The 17,402-nt window shown below is 70.6% G+C and carries 8 protein-coding genes and 1 pseudogene; 2 read left to right on the forward strand and 7 right to left on the reverse strand.

The features are described from left to right. Positions 1-145: 145 nt before the first annotated feature. Both IMZ35_RS27275 and IMZ35_RS27280 read left to right on the forward strand, forming a co-directional pair. Positions 146-896: pseudogene (locus IMZ35_RS27275) on the forward strand (transposase family protein). 583 nt (positions 897-1,479) lie between these two features. After that, the gene (locus tag IMZ35_RS27280) at positions 1,480-1,881 is read left to right on the forward strand and encodes a hypothetical protein (RefSeq protein ID WP_199444068.1); all 402 of its coding nucleotides are present in this window, start codon (positions 1,480-1,482) and stop codon (positions 1,879-1,881) included. A 92-nt stretch (positions 1,882-1,973) separates the two neighbouring features. Here IMZ35_RS27280 and IMZ35_RS27285 read toward each other — a convergent pair whose 3' ends face one another. The 7 genes from IMZ35_RS27285 to IMZ35_RS27315 all read right to left on the reverse strand — a co-directional run bounded on the left by IMZ35_RS27285 (position 1,974) and on the right by IMZ35_RS27315 (position 17,401). Beyond that, positions 1,974-3,911, reverse strand: coding sequence for a DUF2075 domain-containing protein (locus IMZ35_RS27285; protein WP_199444069.1), 1,938 nt, complete (start codon positions 3,909-3,911; stop codon positions 1,974-1,976). 83 nt (positions 3,912-3,994) lie between these two features. Next, complete coding sequence (locus IMZ35_RS27290; protein ID WP_199444070.1) at positions 3,995-5,416, reverse strand: EVE domain-containing protein; 1,422 nt, start codon at positions 5,414-5,416, stop codon at positions 3,995-3,997. Between the two features lie 42 nt (positions 5,417-5,458). Beyond that, complete coding sequence (locus IMZ35_RS27295; RefSeq protein ID WP_199444071.1) at positions 5,459-7,333, reverse strand: DNA/RNA helicase domain-containing protein; 1,875 nt, start codon at positions 7,331-7,333, stop codon at positions 5,459-5,461. A gap of 105 nt (positions 7,334-7,438) precedes the next feature. Further along, positions 7,439-9,553: a DEAD/DEAH box helicase gene (locus IMZ35_RS27300; protein ID WP_199444072.1), complete on the reverse strand. Its 2,115-nt coding sequence runs from the start codon at positions 9,551-9,553 to the stop codon at positions 7,439-7,441. Then, on the reverse strand, positions 9,550-10,875 hold the full coding sequence (brxD, locus tag IMZ35_RS27305) for a BREX system ATP-binding protein BrxD (protein WP_199444073.1): 1,326 nt from the start codon (positions 10,873-10,875) through the stop codon (positions 9,550-9,552). The genes IMZ35_RS27300 and brxD overlap by 4 nt, the downstream gene beginning before the upstream one ends. After that, positions 10,872-13,535: a BREX-2 system phosphatase PglZ gene (gene pglZ, locus IMZ35_RS27310; RefSeq protein ID WP_199444074.1), complete on the reverse strand. Its 2,664-nt coding sequence runs from the start codon at positions 13,533-13,535 to the stop codon at positions 10,872-10,874. The genes brxD and pglZ overlap by 4 nt, the downstream gene beginning before the upstream one ends. After that, the gene (locus tag IMZ35_RS27315; RefSeq protein WP_199444075.1) at positions 13,535-17,401 is read right to left on the reverse strand and encodes a DUF6079 family protein; all 3,867 of its coding nucleotides are present in this window, start codon (positions 17,399-17,401) and stop codon (positions 13,535-13,537) included. The genes pglZ and IMZ35_RS27315 overlap by 1 nt, the downstream gene beginning before the upstream one ends. Position 17,402: the final 1 nt, after the last annotated feature.

Raw genomic sequence — 17,402 nt, forward strand, 5'->3', positions numbered from 1 at the left:
CTGCAGTTCCTCGCCTGGGAACTGAGCCATTTTCATCGTGACGTAGCAGGTCACGGTGCAGGATGAGTAGCGGGAGCGCGGTGGGCGAGGTTCCAGGTAAGGCAGCAGTCGACCAGGATCCGATGCCTCGACCGGGAGCCTCGCCATGCTGTCACGCCCTGCCACGATTCCGCTGTCCAACCGCACCCTCGTCCGTGCAGAGCGGCGCGGTGGCGGCGGCTCGATCCCGGTCGTCAGGCGCTGCCCCTGCTCACGTACCTGCGCGACGGCGACACCCACAACCGCCTCGCCGTCGAGTTCGGCATCTCCTGCAGCACCGCTTGGCGCTATGTTCGTGAAGCGGTGGACCTGCTCGCCGTCCTAACCGATGATCTCCACGCATCTGGTGAACGCGCCGCGCGACTGGCCTACGCGATCCTGGACGGCACCCTGGTCTCGATCGACTGTATGACCGACCAGAAGCCGTACTACTCGGGTAAGCGCCATCGCCACGGCGTCAACGTCCAGGTTCTCGCCGCCCCAGCCGGTCGGCTGGGGCGCGCCTCGGCGGCACTGCCCGGCACCGTCCACGACTTGGTCTCGGCCCGCGTCCACGGCCTGGCCGACATGCTGACCGCCCACAGCGTCACCACGTTTGCCGACAACATGTACCAGGGTCGAGCAGCATGGTGAGCACCCTGTTTAAGCGCCACGCCACACGCCCCCACCTGTCACGCGGGCAGAAGACGGTCAACCGTGCCCACGCCCGCATCCATGCGCTCGGCGAACGCGCCGTCCCGCTGCTCAAGGGTTGGAATGTCCTGGCCAAGCTACGCTGCGGTCCGCGTCGAGCCACTGCGATCATCGCGGCCATCCTCGTTCTGCACCACACCGAGGCTCGCCGCCAACCACGATGAAGAGGGTTCATCACTTCGGAAGTGGCGATACCTCACTCGTAGCCGCGGCCGGACGGACGTCGTCCTCCACGGCGGAGGTCCTCGGAGCCGTGAACTCCGCGTGTCCGACGAGATGCCCGTACATCGCGCTCATAGCCGACCGTCCTACTCATCGACCCGACGCGCGGGTTCTGTGTCGGGTCAGTGAAAGACCTCGCAGTCCGCGTATGCTCGCTTCGGTCGATGCGAGGGGAAAAAAGTCATGCCGGATTCTGAGGTGAACGGGGCGCGGCTCTGTAAAAAAAGACTCGTCGAGGGTGCTCCGTCAAATCGTTCAGATGCAGAAACAGTGTTTTCAGCGGTTTTTGGAACGGTTCGCCGTGGGCTCGCGATCGCCCTGTTGGATCCAGGCAATCAGACTACGGTGAGTCCTGGTGCAACAAGGCTCCTGTGGCTTAAGCACATTGACCGATACGGGACGGTGGTCGAGCGAGACGATGGTCTGGACGTCTGGCGGCATGGAGTCAGGCAGAAGCACCTCCTGAAAGCGGGGGATGTTCTGTTATCCGAAGTCGTGACCGCGGACCGACCCAAGTGTGCTCTGGTGAGGGAAGAGGATCTGCCGGCGGCCGCAGTGGGCAGCATTCTCGTTCTTTCGCCTGTGCGGGCCGTTGCCACAGAGCACATGCAACTAATCTTGACGTTCTTACGTTCGCCTGCGGTGGGGAAGCTAGCGACAGGTGCAACCGGACGGCGTCGTCTGCATTCGGCAACTCTCGCATCTCTGAACCTGCCACAACCTGACGACGAACTCTCGGCAGCGCTGCACGACCTGGAATTGTCCCGAAGCAGGATGAAGACGTGGGCCGATGACGCGGCGTACCTCACCCGGACCGCTCTTGACGACGGTGTGATCAGCAGTAAGAAGCGGCAGTCGATCATTGATGCGGCCGCAGTGCTGCGTCTGCGATGCGAGGCGGCTGCCGCCGTGGATACCGCTAAGTGAACCGTCCACCGTTGTGGCCTGGTGCAGGCGGAGCAGCCGAGAAGATTGGCAGGCAAAGGGCTGCTCCGCCGATGTGATCGGTGGACGACTACCTACAAGGACGCCGGTCCGTTTCCGTCGGTCCGTGCCGAGAGATGAAGGCCGACCATTTCGTGCAGCTTCGCGCGGGTTTCGGGGTCGGTGGAGTAGAGCACCGTGCCCTTCATGCCGCGGGTGAGCAGGACCTTGTAGGTGTGGCGGACGAGGCGGTGGAAGTCCTCGGGCTGGGCGCGGGCCACGACGGTGTCCTTGCTGGCGGCGCGGGCGGAGGCCCAGCGGTCGCCGCGCCAGACCAGGTCGGGGCCGAGGATCACGCCGTTCCAGTCGTACTCGAAGCCCTGCGCGGTGTAGATGCAGCCGATCTGGCCGAATCCGGCGGGGTCGGTGGCCCACAGCTGCGAGGGCGGTGCGTGGCCCACGCCGCGGTCGCCCTTGACGTTCCACGGCCGCGCCCAGTCGCCGATGACCACGTCGTCGAGGAGTTCGCGTTCGGGGGTGGGGTCGCTCCACTTCCAGCAGAACCCGGCGGTCATGCGGGCGCTGAAGCCCTCGTCGAGCTTGCCGGCCAGGTGCTTCTCCAGCTCGGCTGGGGTGTCGGCGACGCGGACTTCGAAGCGGTCGTCGCCGGTCCAGGTGAACGGGGGCTGCTCGTGCAGGCCCAGCAGGCGCAGCACCCAGTCCTCGTAGCGGCGGCTGCCCCCGCAGCGGAACTGCCCGTCGAGTTCCACCACGCGCACGGGCAGCCCCTTGGCCTGCGCCGCCGCGGTGATCTCGGCGCGGCTGCCCATCTCGCCGGGGCGCACGACCTGCTTCTCGTCGAGCAGGAACACCGGGGTGCGCGCGGCGTCGATGAGCTCTGCGATCTGGGGTTGGGTGCTGCGCCGCGCGGCGGGGGTGTAGCGGTTGTTCGACGTCTCGCGCACGCGGTGCGCCTCGTCGCAGATCAGCACGTCCACGCCGTTGCGCTCGGCCTGGGTAAAGTTGTTGAAGTACTTGAACAGCGCCTGCACGCGCGAGTTGCGTCGGCCCGCGGTCTTGCGCAGGGTGGTGGTGAAGGACTTCGAGCCGGTGGCGTGCAGCGCGGTCCTGCCGGCCGCGGCCAGCTCGCCCAGCAGCGCCAGGGCGATGGCGCTCTTGCCCGAGCCGGGGCCGCCGAGCACCACGAGGACCTCCTTGAGGTCGCTGCGCCGCGCGCGGCGCACCGCCTCGAGGACCTCGTGGAAGGCCACGCGCTGCTCGTCGAGGAGCACGAACTGGTCGCGGTCGGCCAGCTCGCGCGCGGCCACGGCCAGCAGCTGCTTGCTCGGGCCGATCTCGGCGCCGAGGAACCGGTCGGCCGCGGCGGCGGCGCCGGCGGGGGACAGGCGCGCGCGCAGCAGCTGCAGCAGCGCGCCGCGGCTGGTCGCGGTGAACAGCCGCGCGTCGTGGTCGTGGGCCAGCAGCGCGGGCACCTGCTGGTCCTGGGCGTTGTGCAGGTAGGCCACACCGATCAGCGCGTCGTCCGCGGCGTCGGTGACGAAGTCGCGGATGTAGGCGCAGTACGCCGCGACCTGCTCGGCCGGGTGCAGGTGCCGCCCGCGCAGGCCGGGCACGGTGAACAGCACCGGCCGCCCACCACCCGGCACATCGGAGCCGGTGACGCCGCTGCCGTTGGCGGGGTCGGTGGTGGCGGGGTGGGCGGAGGTCCACTGCTTGAGCTCCACCACCACGTAGGACGGCAGCCCGGTGTCGGGGTGGGTGCCGGCCAGCACGACGTCGGCGCGCTTGCTGGTCAGCGGCAGCTGGTACTCCACCAGCAGCTCCACCTCGCCCAGACCGCCGTCGAGCAGGTCGTCCGTGAGCTGGGTGAGGCTGGCCCGCCAGGAGTTGCGCTCGCTCTGCGAGGGCGAGCGGCGGTGGACGAACTCGAACTGGCGGGCGAGGTCAGCGACGAGCCGGTCGGACCGGCTCCTGTCGGCGATCGATCGCGCCGACGCGCGCAGCAAGGACATGCTGGTACTCCTACGGTGGGGACTTCACCGCCGCGAGGCGGGCGTCCGGCGTGCCGTTACGGCGATCACACTAGCAGCAACGATCATGACGTCCCCGGCGCCCCGCGTGGCGGCGGGAACTCGCGGAAGGTGCCGCCGTCGCGGTGGATGATGCTCACCCCCTGCGCGTGCAGCACCCGCGCGATGCTCGGCGACGGCGCGGCGGGCAGGAGCACCGCCAGCGCGGCACCGGGCTTGATGTGGTGGCGGTAGTCCAGGAGCTGGCCGAGCGCCATGCGCACGTCCGGGCGCGTGTTCGACGCCTTGGCCTCGATGAGGGTGTTGGTCTGGGTGTCGAACAGGTCGCAGACCAGCCGCTCGCCGGAGGGCAGCCGCGCCTCGAGGCACTGCAGTTCCCGCCCCAGGAAGTCCTGGTAGCTCCGCACCAGCCGCGCCTCGGGGAAGGTGACCTCGCGCGGGCCCGAGGCGATGTTCGCGGTCGTGCGCTCGGGGACGCTGCCCACCGGACGCGCGATGACCACCGTGTCCGACGGCGCGGGCGGCGCCGTGGCACCCCTGCTCCCCGCCGTCTGCTGGAGCACCGCCCACTGCTGCGGGGTCAGCAGGATCGGATTGGCGTTTCTGGGCATGCGCACGATCAGCGCCCCGGCGAACACCGGGTCGGCCACCAGCGCCCGCTTGGTCAGCGGATCGTCGAACAGGAACCGGTCGAAACGCACGTCCACGACGTGGCCGCGCTCCGGCGGGTCGATCCAGTGCTCGTCGAACGCGGTGGCCTCGTAGGGGGTCGAGGTGATCGTGCCCAGCGCGTAGACACCGGCGGCCTCACCCGAGATCCACAGGGCCACGCGGTCACCGGGCCGCACCTCGCCCAAGCGCTTGGAGACGGTCAAGGAGCCAGCTGGCTCCTCGAGCCGCTCCCACCAGGTCCAGACGTCCCACTTGCGCGGATTGAGTTGCAGCACCCAGTGACGCGGCTCGGAGGCGTCGGTGATCGTGTCGAGGTCGGGCAGCAGGGCGTGCTTCGCCGCGGGGATCAGCGTGAGGCTGCGCAGCGGAACCCGCATGCCCACCGCGTCCAGCACCCGCGCTGCGGGAACGGGGGAGTCGAACTCGCGGACCTCGCCCAGGGCCATGACGTGCTCCCACGTCTGGCCGTCGGCGTCGGTACCCCACACCGACCTCGCGGCCGCGGCGTTGCGGAACAGGTGCACGACGGTGGCCTCGGCGATGAACGCCTTGTCCGCGTAGAACAGCACCCGGTCACCGACCCTGCGATCGCGCAGCGCCACCGCCTTGGCGTGACCCGGCGAGTCCGAGGGGGTAGAACCCCACAGCCGGGCCACGCCGTCGGGGTACAGCGCCTCGAGCGCGGCCAGGTCCTCGCCCAGCGCGTCGGCGTGCTCGGCCAGGCGCACGCCGCGGCGCACGGACCGCTCGAAGTTGACCGGGCCGTTGTGCGCGGGGCCGCCGCGCGGCTGCAGCACCAGCTGCCTGTCGTTCATGATCGGGCAGGATAGGGGCGGGCACCGACAACCGGGTCCGGGTCAGAAGCTGGCGGGGTGGACCAGACCGGTCAGGAACGCCTGCGTCTCCTCGTCGACCGAGTACAGCCGGCAGCCCAGGGTGCCGCGGGTGGCCAGCACCCAGTAGGTGTTCACCGCCCAGCGCAGGTAGCGATCGGGGTCGGCGTCGCCGGGGATGGAGCGGTCCTGGTTCTCCTGCGGCACGGCCACCCAGCGGTCACCGCGGCGCACGAGGTCGCGGCCGAACACGACGGCCGCGTAGTCGTACTCCAGGCCCTGCGCGGTGTAGATGCAGCCGATCTGGCGGTGCCCGCCCCGGTCCGTGGCCCAGAACTGGCTCCTGGGAACCGGGTTGTCGTGGTGCTGCATCTCCTTCGCGGCGTTCCACGGCCTGCTCCACGTGTGCTCGGCCCCGTCCGGGTCGGTCCAGGTGATCGAGACGTCCTCGGCGAGGGAGCCGTCGCGCTGTGGGGTGGTCCACGGCCAGCAGAACCCGGCCGCGATGCGGGCGGTGCGGCCGTGCCGGGTGTGCTGCTCGACCCACTCGCCCAGCGCCGCGGGGTCTGCTGCGACGGCGAGGTCGTACTCCGACGGCGTCCACGGCGTGGCGGTCGTGTGCCCGAAGAGCAGCTGCTCCAGCCAGGTCAGGTACCGCTGGGAGCCGCCGCAGCGGAACTGGCTGACCAGGTCGACCCGGGTGAACTCGGCACCCAGGCGCCGCGCTTCCTGCTGCAGCTCCTCGATCGTGTAGCCCTCCTCGGGGCGGATGATCTGCCGCTCGTCGAGGAACAGCACGCACACCTTCGTGCGCGCGAGCATGCGCTCGAGGTGGCGTGCGCTGTGCCGCAGCCGCTGCGCCTCGTCGACCAGCGGCACCACGGCCTTGCCCGCGTGCCGGTTGAAGCCGTCGACGTGCAGGAACAGCCCGTCGGCCGCGGGGATCGCCGCTGCGCGCTTGAGTTGCTGGTGCAACGTCCCCGACGGGGTCAGGTAGCACCCGAAGACCCCGTTTCCGATGCTCTTGCCGATGTCGGTGACCAGTCGTGCCGCGATCACCGTCTTGCCCGTGCCCGGGCCGCCGGACACGACGACGACGTGCTTGCCGTCCTTGCCGCGCGCCTCGCGCACCGTGTCCAGGACGTGCAGGTAAGCCCGCTGCTGGGCCCCGATCAAGCGGAAGACGGGATCGCTGGAGAGCATGTCGTCCAGACGTGACAGCAGCCCGCCCGACGGCCGGTGGCCAGCGGTGAGGAACCGACGCAGGTCCGCCTCGCCCGGCGGCCGGAGATCGTCGGCGGCGAACAGCGAAGCCAGGACCACCGGATCCGCGGCCGACACGATGTCATCACGCCCGATGAGCGACACGTCGCCACTGCCGGCCTTGCCGACGACCGCGGCCCGCAGGGTGTCCACCACGTCGCGTCCGGCGTTGTGCAGGTAGGCGACGGCGCGGGTGCGCAACCGCAGGTCCGGCTCGTCGACCCAGTCGTCGAAGTACGCCACGTACCCCGCCGCCTGCCGGCACGGGTGGGTGTAGTGCGTTCTGAGCACCGAGGTTGACACCGACGACGTCGAATCGATCGTCGTCCACTGCTTCAGCTCCACCACGACCGCGGTCACACCACCATCGCGACGAAGCCCCAGCAGCAGCGCGTCCACGCGCTGCCCGCTGCCCGGCAGCTCGTACTCCAGGAGCAGGTGCAGCTCGCCCAATCCCGCTCGCAGCAGCGCACGCATCAGCTCGGGCCAACTCTTCTTCCAACTGGCTTGTTCCGACTCGCCCGGTGCTCTGCCCTGCGATGTGGTGAAGCGCTTCCTGCAGCCGATGAGGAACTCCGTCGGTGCGGCGTTCAGCGCTGCGGCGACCTCTGCGACGGTTCCCCCGTGGACGAACATGGCCCACAGATACCAGAGGGCACCGACAGGAGTTGATCGGTCAGGACCACCAGTTCGATGTTCGAGGAAAGCAGCCGCCGTTCAGCAACTGCGTCCTCTGGGTCGCTACTCGTTGAGCACGACGAACCGGTGGGGTTCTGCCAGGACCGCTGCGGCGCCGTCCACATCGGCCAGGCGTGCGGCCAGCGTCGCTCTGGCCAACTCCGGGGGGAGGGCTTCGCTGAACTTCAGCCCGTCGAGGGCGCGGTCGTCGACCTCGGGCAGGCACAGCCGCTCACCGGCGTCGGCCAGGGCCGCGCGCCACATCTGCCGCGTCACATCGGTGCGAAGCCGGATCGACACGTCGTCGACGCGCTGCTTGGAGTCGGTCAGCTCCGCCAGCGTCGACGCCAGCGTCGCGTTGATCCGGTAGCCGGCCCACGTCCACCAGCGGACGTCGGCGCCGCCGCGGACCACGACCGTCCCGCCGGGATGCACGGTGCTGCCCGCGTCCTCGCGTTCCTCGGCCAGTGCGCGTTCGGCCCGCCGTGTCAGCTTCACCGGTGGGTCGCTGCCCAGCAGGACGTCGCGGACGGCACGACTCAGTTCCAAGGACGCGCCGCTCAGGCCGGGGGTGTGCCAGCGCGCCTTGCCGCCGCCGGTGGCCTCCTCCACGAAGCAGCGGCGGCGCTTCCAGTCGATCCAGCCGACCTTCCAGCTCCGCCCGCCCAGCAGCAGCAGACGGGGCCCCTCGACCTTCTCGGTCAGCAGCGCGGGGTCGGTACGTCCGATCTCGCGGCGCCCGTGCAGGACGGTGAACTGCGGCGGCGCGGTGAACACCGCCGTCATGTCCATGAAGTGCCTGCGCCCGAAGCGCTGTTCCGCGGCGGGTCCGATGAACAGCATGTCGCCGTCGCGGTCGAGGAAACCGTTGTCCACCAGGTGCCGCAGGATCGGCTCGGCACCGCGGTCGAACGGCGCCAGGCCGTTCCAGCCCTGCGCCCACAGCCGGTCGCCGACGCGGTTGTCCTGCAGCGCCAGCGCCAGCAGCTGCTGCGCGACGATGTGGCGTGGTTGTGGTGGCGCGGTGACCGGTTCGACGAAGCCCCTGCTCCACAGCAGGAGCAGCCCTGCGGCCCAGGCGACCTGGTCGCGCCGGATGGCCAGGAACAGGCAGTTGCGGGTCGTTCCGGCGCGGCGGCCGGTGCGGCCGAGTCGTTGCAGGAACGACGCCACCGAACCGGGGGCGTTGATCTGGATGACCCGGTCGAGGTCGCCCACATCGATGCCCAGTTCCAGCGTGCTGGTGGACACGATCACGCAGTCACGCGCTTCGGCGAAGGCCAGCTCTGCCCGTCGTCTCTCGTCCACCGACAGGGACGCGTGGGACAGGAACGTGGTGACGCCGCGGCTGCGCAGCGCCTCGCCGAGTTCTTCGACGAGCTGGCGGGAGTCGCAGAACACCAGCCGCTTCTCGCCCCGGTGCAGCGAGGAGATCACGGTCGCCGCGTTGGACACCGAGCCCACGTAGTCCAGTTCGATCTCACCGACCGAGGCCGGGTTCACCGCGGTGCTGGTCACGCCCGGTGCGATGACCCGAGCCGGCCGCGTTGCCCGCCCGGAGCCCTGCAACCAGTCCAGCAGGTCGTGGGGGTTGCCGACGGTCGCGGACAGTCCGACGCGCTGGATCTGCCGCCCGGTGACCCGCGTCAGGCGTTCCAGCAGTGCGAGCAGGTGCCAGCCCCGGTCGTCGCCGGCGAAGGCGTGCACCTCGTCCACCACGACCGCGCGGAGACCGGCGAAGAAGGCGCCGTGCTCGACCTTGACGCTGACGAGCATCGCCTCCAGCGACTCCGGCGTGGTCAGCAGGACGTCCGGCGGATCGAGGAGGATCTTCTGGCGGGTGGCCTGGGTCGTGTCGCCGTGCCACAGGCCGACCCGGCGGCCCAGCCAGGAGGCGTAGCCCTCCAGCCGGGGATGCAGGTTGTTCAGCAGTGCTTTGAGCGGGCACACGTAGATCACCGACAGGCCGGTCCACCTGTGCTGTTCCATCGCGCCGAGCAGTGGGAAGGCCGCGGCTTCGGTCTTGCCCCCGGCGGTGGGCGCCAGCAGGACGGCGTCGTCCCCGTCCACCAGCGGCCCCACCGCCTCGGCCTGCAGGGGCCGCAGCGACTGCCACCCGAGGGTGTTCACGATGTGGTGCACCAGCACCGGGTGCAGGCCGTCGAGACCGGTGGTCACGGCAGGTCCAGCTCGACGTCGTCGGCGGTGTTCGCTGCGGCGTTGCGCTCGACCTCGGTCAGTTCGGACTGCGTGAGCGTGAGCGCGTAGTGCTTGCGGGGATCGAAGTCGTCGTGCTCGTCCACCCGGTCGAGCACGTCGGCCACGAGCTTGCGCAGGAAGATCCTCGGCGCCACGCCGACTCGACCACCCAGGCTCCCGGTGACCGCGTCGGCGAGCTGGGCGACGTAGGAGTCGTCCACCGCCGAGGACACGCGGTCGGGGTTGCGCGCCACGCCCGCGTACAGGTCGCGGATCGACCGGCCCAGCTCACCGAGCTTGACCAGGTCGAAGCCCGGCAGCCGCAGCTGAACCGCTCGGGGGGAGTCGAAGCGCGGGTCGGTGGTGAAGTCCGTGGCCAGGCGCTGCGCCAGCGGTGGGAGCCGCTGCACGCCCTGCTGGCCGTCGAAGAACGCGGGCGTTCCGGTGATGACCAGGAACAGGCCGGGGAAGCGGCCCGCGTCGATCTCGTCCAGCAGTTGCCGCAGCGCGTTGAGGCCCTTCTCCCGCACGTCGCCACGCACCCGCTGCAGGGTCTCGATCTCGTCTAGCACCAGCAGCAGACCGGGGTGACCGCAGTCCCGCAGCACGGTCAGCAGCCCCTGCAGGAAGCCCAGCGCGGCGAAGTGGTCCAGGTCGCCGCGCACGCCCGCCGCCCGTCGCGCCGACGCCGCGACCGACTTCTGCCCGCCCAGCCACGCCAGCAGCGCCTCCGCCGTGGCGGCGTCGCTGGCGACTCTGGCCTGCCGGTAGCCGCGCAGGGCTGCGGCGAACGCGGGTGTCGTCCGCGCCACCTCGGCCAGCCGCTGCTCCAGCAGGACGTCCACCGCTTCCGACAACGCCTGCTCGTCGTCCTCGGCGACCTCGCCGCCGTCGAGGACCTCCTCCTCGAGGGTGTAGAACCACGAGTCGATGACCGGGCCCAGGGCGCTGGGCCGGTGGGTCGCGGTGCTCAGCCGCTCGGTCAACCGCCGGTACACCGTCTCCAGCCGGTGCAGCGGCGTCTCGGTCTCGGAGATCTGCACCTCGGCCGCGGCCAGCCCGGAGCGCTTGGCGCGCTCGGCCAGCCAGCGCGCGAAGAACGTCTTGCCCGACCCGTACTCGCCGCGCACCGCGTGGAAGGCCGCTCCGCCCTTGGCCACCGTGGCGATGTCCTCGTCCATCGCCACCACGAACCGGTCGAGCCCCACGGCGAACAGGTCCAGTCCGGCCTGCGGCACGGTGCCGCGTCGCAGCGCGGCGATCACCTCGCGGCGGCGGGCCTCGCTGACCGGGGAGGTCACGGCTTGCTCACCTCGAACTGCTCACGAAGGAGGTCGACGTCCAGCTTCAACGTCCGCCCACCGTCGATCGGGGTGAGCACCGGGTAGCCCTCGACGTTGAGCAGGCGCTGCAGGATGCTCACCAGGAACTCCGGATTGCGGCCGGCCCGGCCCGCGGCCGCCGCCACGGCGGTGAGCGAGCGGGTGCCGCCACCCTCGACCAGGACGTCGATGACCGCCGCCACCTGCGGCTTGTTCGGCCCCTTGGGGACGAACTGCTTCTGCGCGTCGTAGACCGGCCGCTCGACCACCTGCGCGCCCAGCGAGATGCTCGGCTCCGCGAACAGCGGTTCGCAGTTCTGCACGGCGACGGGCTTCGACTTTGGCTTCGTGCGGGACTGCGACACGGGAGCAGTCGTGTCCACCCGCCGTCCCCACCACGGCGGGGTCACCTCCTCCGGCGACAGCATCCGCCAGCCCGCGGGCAGTGCTTGGTCCGCGGCCGGCAGCAGCACCAGCACCGGAACCGTCATCTCCGCCAGCGCCGCACCACCGTGGTAGCCGGCCCGGCGCTGCAGGTAGCGGATGTCCTCCCGCCACGGAACGACGACCCGGCCGCCGCCCTCCAGCACACGCGGCCCGGCCAGTTCCACCTCGCCGTCGTCGGCCGTGCCGAGTCGCCAGCGCACCGACTCCACACCCTGCGCGCTGGTCGGGGCACGACCGTCGGTGGAGCGGTCCAGCACGTGGCCGTGGTCGGACACGAGCACCACGGGCCGCCCGTAGGCGCGCGCGGTGTCGAGGAGCTCTCGCAGATAGGTCACGTCGTCCAGGCGCCAGCCGGTCCGGTCGCCCTCCCGGCCGTGGTCGAGGGCGTCGTCGACGGTGTTGAGCACCACGCCGACCACCTCGTCCCCGGCCAACGCCGACACCAGTGCCTCCGACAGCCGCTGCCCGGCGTGCCCGCCGATCTCGCTCTTGTGCAGCAGCGCCGCCTGACGGTGGTGTCGGCGCCAGAACGCGGCGAACCCGTCGCGCTCGGCACCCTGCTTGCCCGCGGCGAGCGTCCCGGTGAGCAGGCTGGCACGGCTGATCGTGGTCACCGACGGGATCGCTGCGACCGCGCCGAGGCGCCCGCCGTGTTCCGGCGACGCCTCGTGCCAGCCCCGCTCGGCGAGCTGCTCGCCGAGTTCGACCGCGACTGCGCTGCTCATCCCGTCCAGCACGAGCACCAGCGGCGCATGATCCTCCACCAGTGGTGCGACGACGCGCTCCAGCACGTCCTCGACCAACAAGCACCCGGCGGGGTTGAGCGTGGACGCCGTCGTGGTCCACGCCGCCAGCCGCCGCGCGAACGCCTCGTCCAGCCGGTCCCGCTGTTCCCGGACCGCGTCGTGGACCTTCCGGTAGGTCTGCCCCAGCACGGGGTCGTGGATCTCGTCCCCCGCCCACAGCGCGGCGAGCGCCCGGTCCACCCAGCCCCACTCGCCGAGGTGGGCGCGGATCGCGCCGGCGACGGAGTCGACCTGCGGTTCGGGCTGCCCGAGCCAGCGGAGCAGCCGCACGGCCATCGACGCGGTCGACGTCTGCGCGGGGTACAGCTCCGCCAGCGCGTGCTCCTCCACCTCCCGCAGCGCCTTCTCGGCCGCGTCGTCGCGATGCCGGAACAAGGCGGTCCCCAACGTCCGCAAGCGCGAGCGGAAGCCGCTGCGCAGGTAGCGGTTCCCGGCGAGCGCCTCGGTCAGCTCCGCGGACTCGGCCAGCTCGTCGGCCCGCGTCACCACCTCCAGCACCCGCCGCCGCGCGGCTTCACCACCGGTGTGGACCTCGGTGAGCCAGCGGTCCAGCGTGCCCGCGACCGCGTCGACGAACGCGGGCAGCTGGTTGCCCTTCGGTCGCACACCCAGCAGCCCACCGAACGCGACGGCGATCTCACCGGTCACACCCTTGCCGATGGCTACTGAGCCGAGGACCCCCAACGCCATCGCGTCGTCCGCGCGTCCCGCCGAAGCGAGGTCCATCAGCACCGCGGCGGCGTCACCGACGTTCTCCTCCAGCCAGGACACCAGGCCCTTGCGTTCCGCCTCCGGCAGCGTGGCGAACCCCGCGGCGGCGGGCGTGCGGGACCAGGCGAGCAGGGCAGCGGCGTCGATGCCGCCCTCGGTCAGTTCGGCACCGCCCAGCCGTGCGCCGATCAGCGCCCGCACGGCGGCGTCCCTGGTCAGCACCGTTCCCGGACGACGCCAGCCGCCGGTGGGCTCGGCGTCGAGCAAAGCGTCCACCAGCCACGGCTCGTGGCGGATGCGCGGGTCCACGTCCTTCGCGCCGAACCGCTGCTTGACGATCTCCACCCGGTCGACCGTCTGCGTGGCCTTACCGACGGCGTGGGCCCGCAGGTCCCAGCCGAGCTGCCGGTCGTCCACCACGGTGGTGACCACCAGCACGCCGTCCTCACCAGTTGCACGGTGGGCCTGCCACGCCTCCACGATGCCGAGCACCGACGGCTGGTCGGTGACGGTGATCTGCAGGGACCGGTCGCCGACGGTGGTCTTGAACTCGGTCGGCGACGACCCGTCGAAGCGGCCGTGCACGAGCAGCAGCCGCCGACCGCGCGAATCGGGCAGGTGGGCCTGCAGCAGCGCCTCCACGATCCGCCGGTTCACCTGGGGGACAACGGCCATCAGGACCCGCTCTCCGGTTCGACCACGCGCAGCGTGATCTCGATCTCCGCGCTGGGGTGCTGGCGGGCGTAGCCGGAGACCTCGCGTCGCATCTCTGCGATCAGCCTGCCCAGCTCGGCCTCCACCGCGGTGGGCGCGACCCGACGGATAGCCCGTGACGGGCGTGTACCGGACGGGGGAGTGGGAGGCGGCATCGGGGAGAAACCCGTGCACATCGCATCAGAGTTGTCGTCGGTCCCCTCCTCACGGCCGTCGTAACCCGGTACAGGTGGGTTCCCGGTGTCCGTCAGGGTGATGTCATCGGCACCACCTGACGGCGGTACGCCCGGTGGCGTCGGAGCCGGAGGTGCAGGCAGCGGTGCCGTCCGCGCGGCCTCCTTCATCACCGCGACGGCCCGCGATTGGATCGACCCCAGCACCGGCACCAGGTCCCGCACGAGCTGGTCGGCCTCGGCGGCCTGCCGCACGTCGTCCACCAGACGCGACGCCATCTCACCCGCGCTGTCCGGGCGCCCGGCGAACTCGCGCGCGGAAGCCAGCAGCGACCAGTCCACCCCGTCCAACGCGGTCAGCACCTTCGGCGCGGAAGTCAGCGCGCGGCTCATCACCTGGTCGGTCGCCTGGTAGCTCACGCCCGCCAGGGCGCGAAGGGACTTCGTCGGCTCCTGCTCACCGGACAGGCGCGCCAGCACCTCCGCCGCGTCCCGTGCCGTTCTCGCGCGTCCCCGCGCGGGATTGATGCCCAGTTCCGCCGCGTGCGTCTGCAGCGACTTGTGCACACCACCGACCGCAGACTCCAGCGCGACGACCTTCTCCCGCACCTCACCAGCCAGCTTGGCAACGTTCCGGGCGAACCGCGCATCCGGCACGTGCACCCCGAACAGCACACCCGCCTTCTCCCGCGCCGCCGCGAACTCGTCGGGGGTCGGCAACTCCTGCGCCCGCAGGCTGAAGCCGGAGCCAACGCGTTCCAGCTCCGGCGGGGTGGTCGGGCCGCCGTTGTAGAGCCAGGCTCGGTCGGACAGCAGCGCGTAGGTGGCGATGACCAGGTTCGCGACCGGCTTCTCCATGCCGGTCCAGCCCATCGCGGCGATCCAGGACCGGATCTTCTCCACGTCGAAGTCACCGGTCACACCCTCGCGGGCGGCGTGCTGCTCGATCCGCTTGCGCCACTCCGTGGACAGGTTCAGCGGACCGTCGCTGACCTCGCCCAGCTCCAGCGGGTGCGCGATCTTCCGGACCAGCGCGAGGTCCTTGCGGTCCACCACGACACGCTGGTTGCCGCTCTCCTGCGCCTCGGTGACCCACTTCAGCACGGTCCGCAGCTCGCCCGTGGTCACCGGCTTGCGGCTGCGTGTCACGTCGAAGTCCGGGTGCTTCGGGTACAGCACGTCGAACGCGCTGTCGGCCAGCGCCAGCAGGTTGTACTCGAACGCCGCGCCGCCGTGCAGGCGCGGCTTGTGCGACGGCAGCAGTGACAGCACGTGCCCGTCCTCGCCGACCTCCGCGCCGATGGTGCCCTCGTCACCACCGGAGATGCCGTAGAGCTGCTGAAGGGCTGCCCTGAGCTGTGTGGTGAGGTTGTCCTTCTGCGCCTGCAACTGGTGCCGCACGCGAATCCGGTCGTCGGTGGACAGGTTCGCCGCGTGGTCGTCGAGGCGGTCTCGCTCCAGCAGATAGTTGATCTTCAGTAAACGGCCGAGCTGACCGGACTTCTGGCTGGACAGGAAGTGCGGCAACCACACCACGGTCGCCGCTTCCAGCCCTTCGCGCTTGAGCTTCTGCACCCGCCGCGCGTCGTCCACCGGGGGCGCCCCAGCCGCGTCGAACGGGTAGTCGAGCACGAACCGCACCCGGCCGTCGACGCTCGGCGTGAACTGCACGTCCGGCAGGTCGGACTGGTCGCGCACGTTGCCGAACACGAACTCCGCGACCCGCCGCGTGCCCCGCCACACGACCTCGCGCTCGGACACGAACTCCTGCGAGTCCTTCACCCCGAGTGCCTGCCACAGCTGGTCCTTAATCCACACCCGCCGCGCACCGAGGCTGTCCTGCTCACCGACCTTCTCCAGCAGCGGCTCGATGTCGAGATCGGACAGGTGCAGGCTGAACACCGGGTCCTCGTCGCCCTCGGAGCGCAGCTCGCCGAACTCAGCCTGCAACGCCCGCAGCCGCTGCACCACCACCGACGCCGGCGTGCCCACCCGCGACCGGATCGACCCGTGGTTCAACGCGGCCAGCCGCGCGCCGGTCAACCGGCTCAGCGCCGGCACGGCCGGCGCGAGCGAGGCCAGCAGCAGCGTCTTGACCAGCCGGTCGTCCTGCACGAACCGCGCGTCGCCCTCGCTGCCGTACTTCTCCAGCAGGTGCGCCCGGACCTTCGAGTGGAAGCGGTGGGCCGCGTCCGCCTCGCGCTTGAGCTTGTCGGTGAACGCCTCGCCCGTGCCGTCGGACAGCACGTCCCACAGGTCGCCCAGCGGAATCAGCTCACCCAGCTTCATGTCCGCGCGACGGCGGCGCAGCATCTCCTGCAGCAGCTTCAGGCCCGTGCGCTCCCGCTGCAACGCGCCCGACAGCGTCACCAGCACGTTGAGCAGCGCGGGGGACAGCGGGTAGACGTCGCGGAACTCCGCCCACGTCGCACCGGTCACGCCACCCGAGTCCAGCAGCACGTCCCGCGACAGCGCGTTGGCCGACTCGATCGTCGCGAACGCCTCATCAAGCGCCGCCCGTGCCTGCGCCGACACCGGCTTGAGAACACGCTCCTTGATGATCGCCGGAAGGTTGCGGTCCTCCAACTCCACCACGTCGAACCGGCCCGCGAGGTAGTTGACCTGCGCTTCGAGGTTCTTCATCTCCGCGCCGGTGACGTCCTCGCCGACCAGCTTCGACAGGTCGCGCTGGCGGGAGATGAACGACACGATCGGCAACACCCGGTCCGCGTCACCGGACTCGATCAGCTTCACCAGCTTGCTGACCTGGTTGTTGACGAACCTCTGGTCCTTCATGTTCGCCTGCAACCACAGGATCATCTCGTCCAGGAACAGGATGAGCCCGTCATAACCGAGGTCGCGCGCGTGCCGGCTGATCACCGCCAGCCCGTTCTCCAGCGGGATGAACGCCTGCTGATCACCGCTCGCGCCGCGCGTGTAGGAGGACATGGGGCCCGACAGCAGCGCCGACTCCAGCGCGCTGCGTAGCGTGTCGCCCTGCGGAGCGGCGAACGCCTGGTCCAGCTTCGCGGTCGTCCAGCTCGACACCGAGTCGATGGGGTCCAGGTCGTCCTCGTCGCCGGACTCCTGCGGTGTGCCGCTCTCCAGCCACTGCGCGAACTTGCTGTCGTCGGCCAGGAACTCCCGCTGCCGACGTGCGTCGGCCAGCATCGCGTCCGACCGGTACACCGCGGGCGTCGGGTTGTCCGGGTGCAGCTTCCGCGTGGTCGCTACGTACCCGCCGAGGATGGCCGAGTCGATGTCGGCGGCGCCCACCAGGTGGTAGGGCACCATCAGGAACTTCTTGCCGCCCAACCAGTCGTCGTTCTCGGCGATCACCGGCTGGAGGCCGGTCTTCTGGCGCGCGGACGGCTCGTTGTGGAGCACGGCGTGCAGGACGGTCAGGAAGTGGCTCTTACCGGAGCCGAACGACCCGTGCAGGTAGGCGGCGTGGGAGTTCCCGTCGCGCACCGCGGCCCGCACCACCGACAGGGCTTTGCGGAACGCCGCCTGGAGCTGGTCGGTCACCACGTACTCGGAGACCCTGGCGTCCGTCTCGGTGAACCCACCGGACAGTTCGACCTTGAAGTCGCCCGCGTGCACCGACTCGGGGATGTGGATGACGTCCCGCAGGTACATCTCTGCCGTGCTCACA

The organism is Umezawaea beigongshangensis (assembly GCF_016464305.1).
In the GTDB taxonomy this organism is placed as follows: Bacteria; Actinomycetota; Actinomycetes; order Mycobacteriales; family Pseudonocardiaceae; genus Umezawaea_A; species Umezawaea_A beigongshangensis.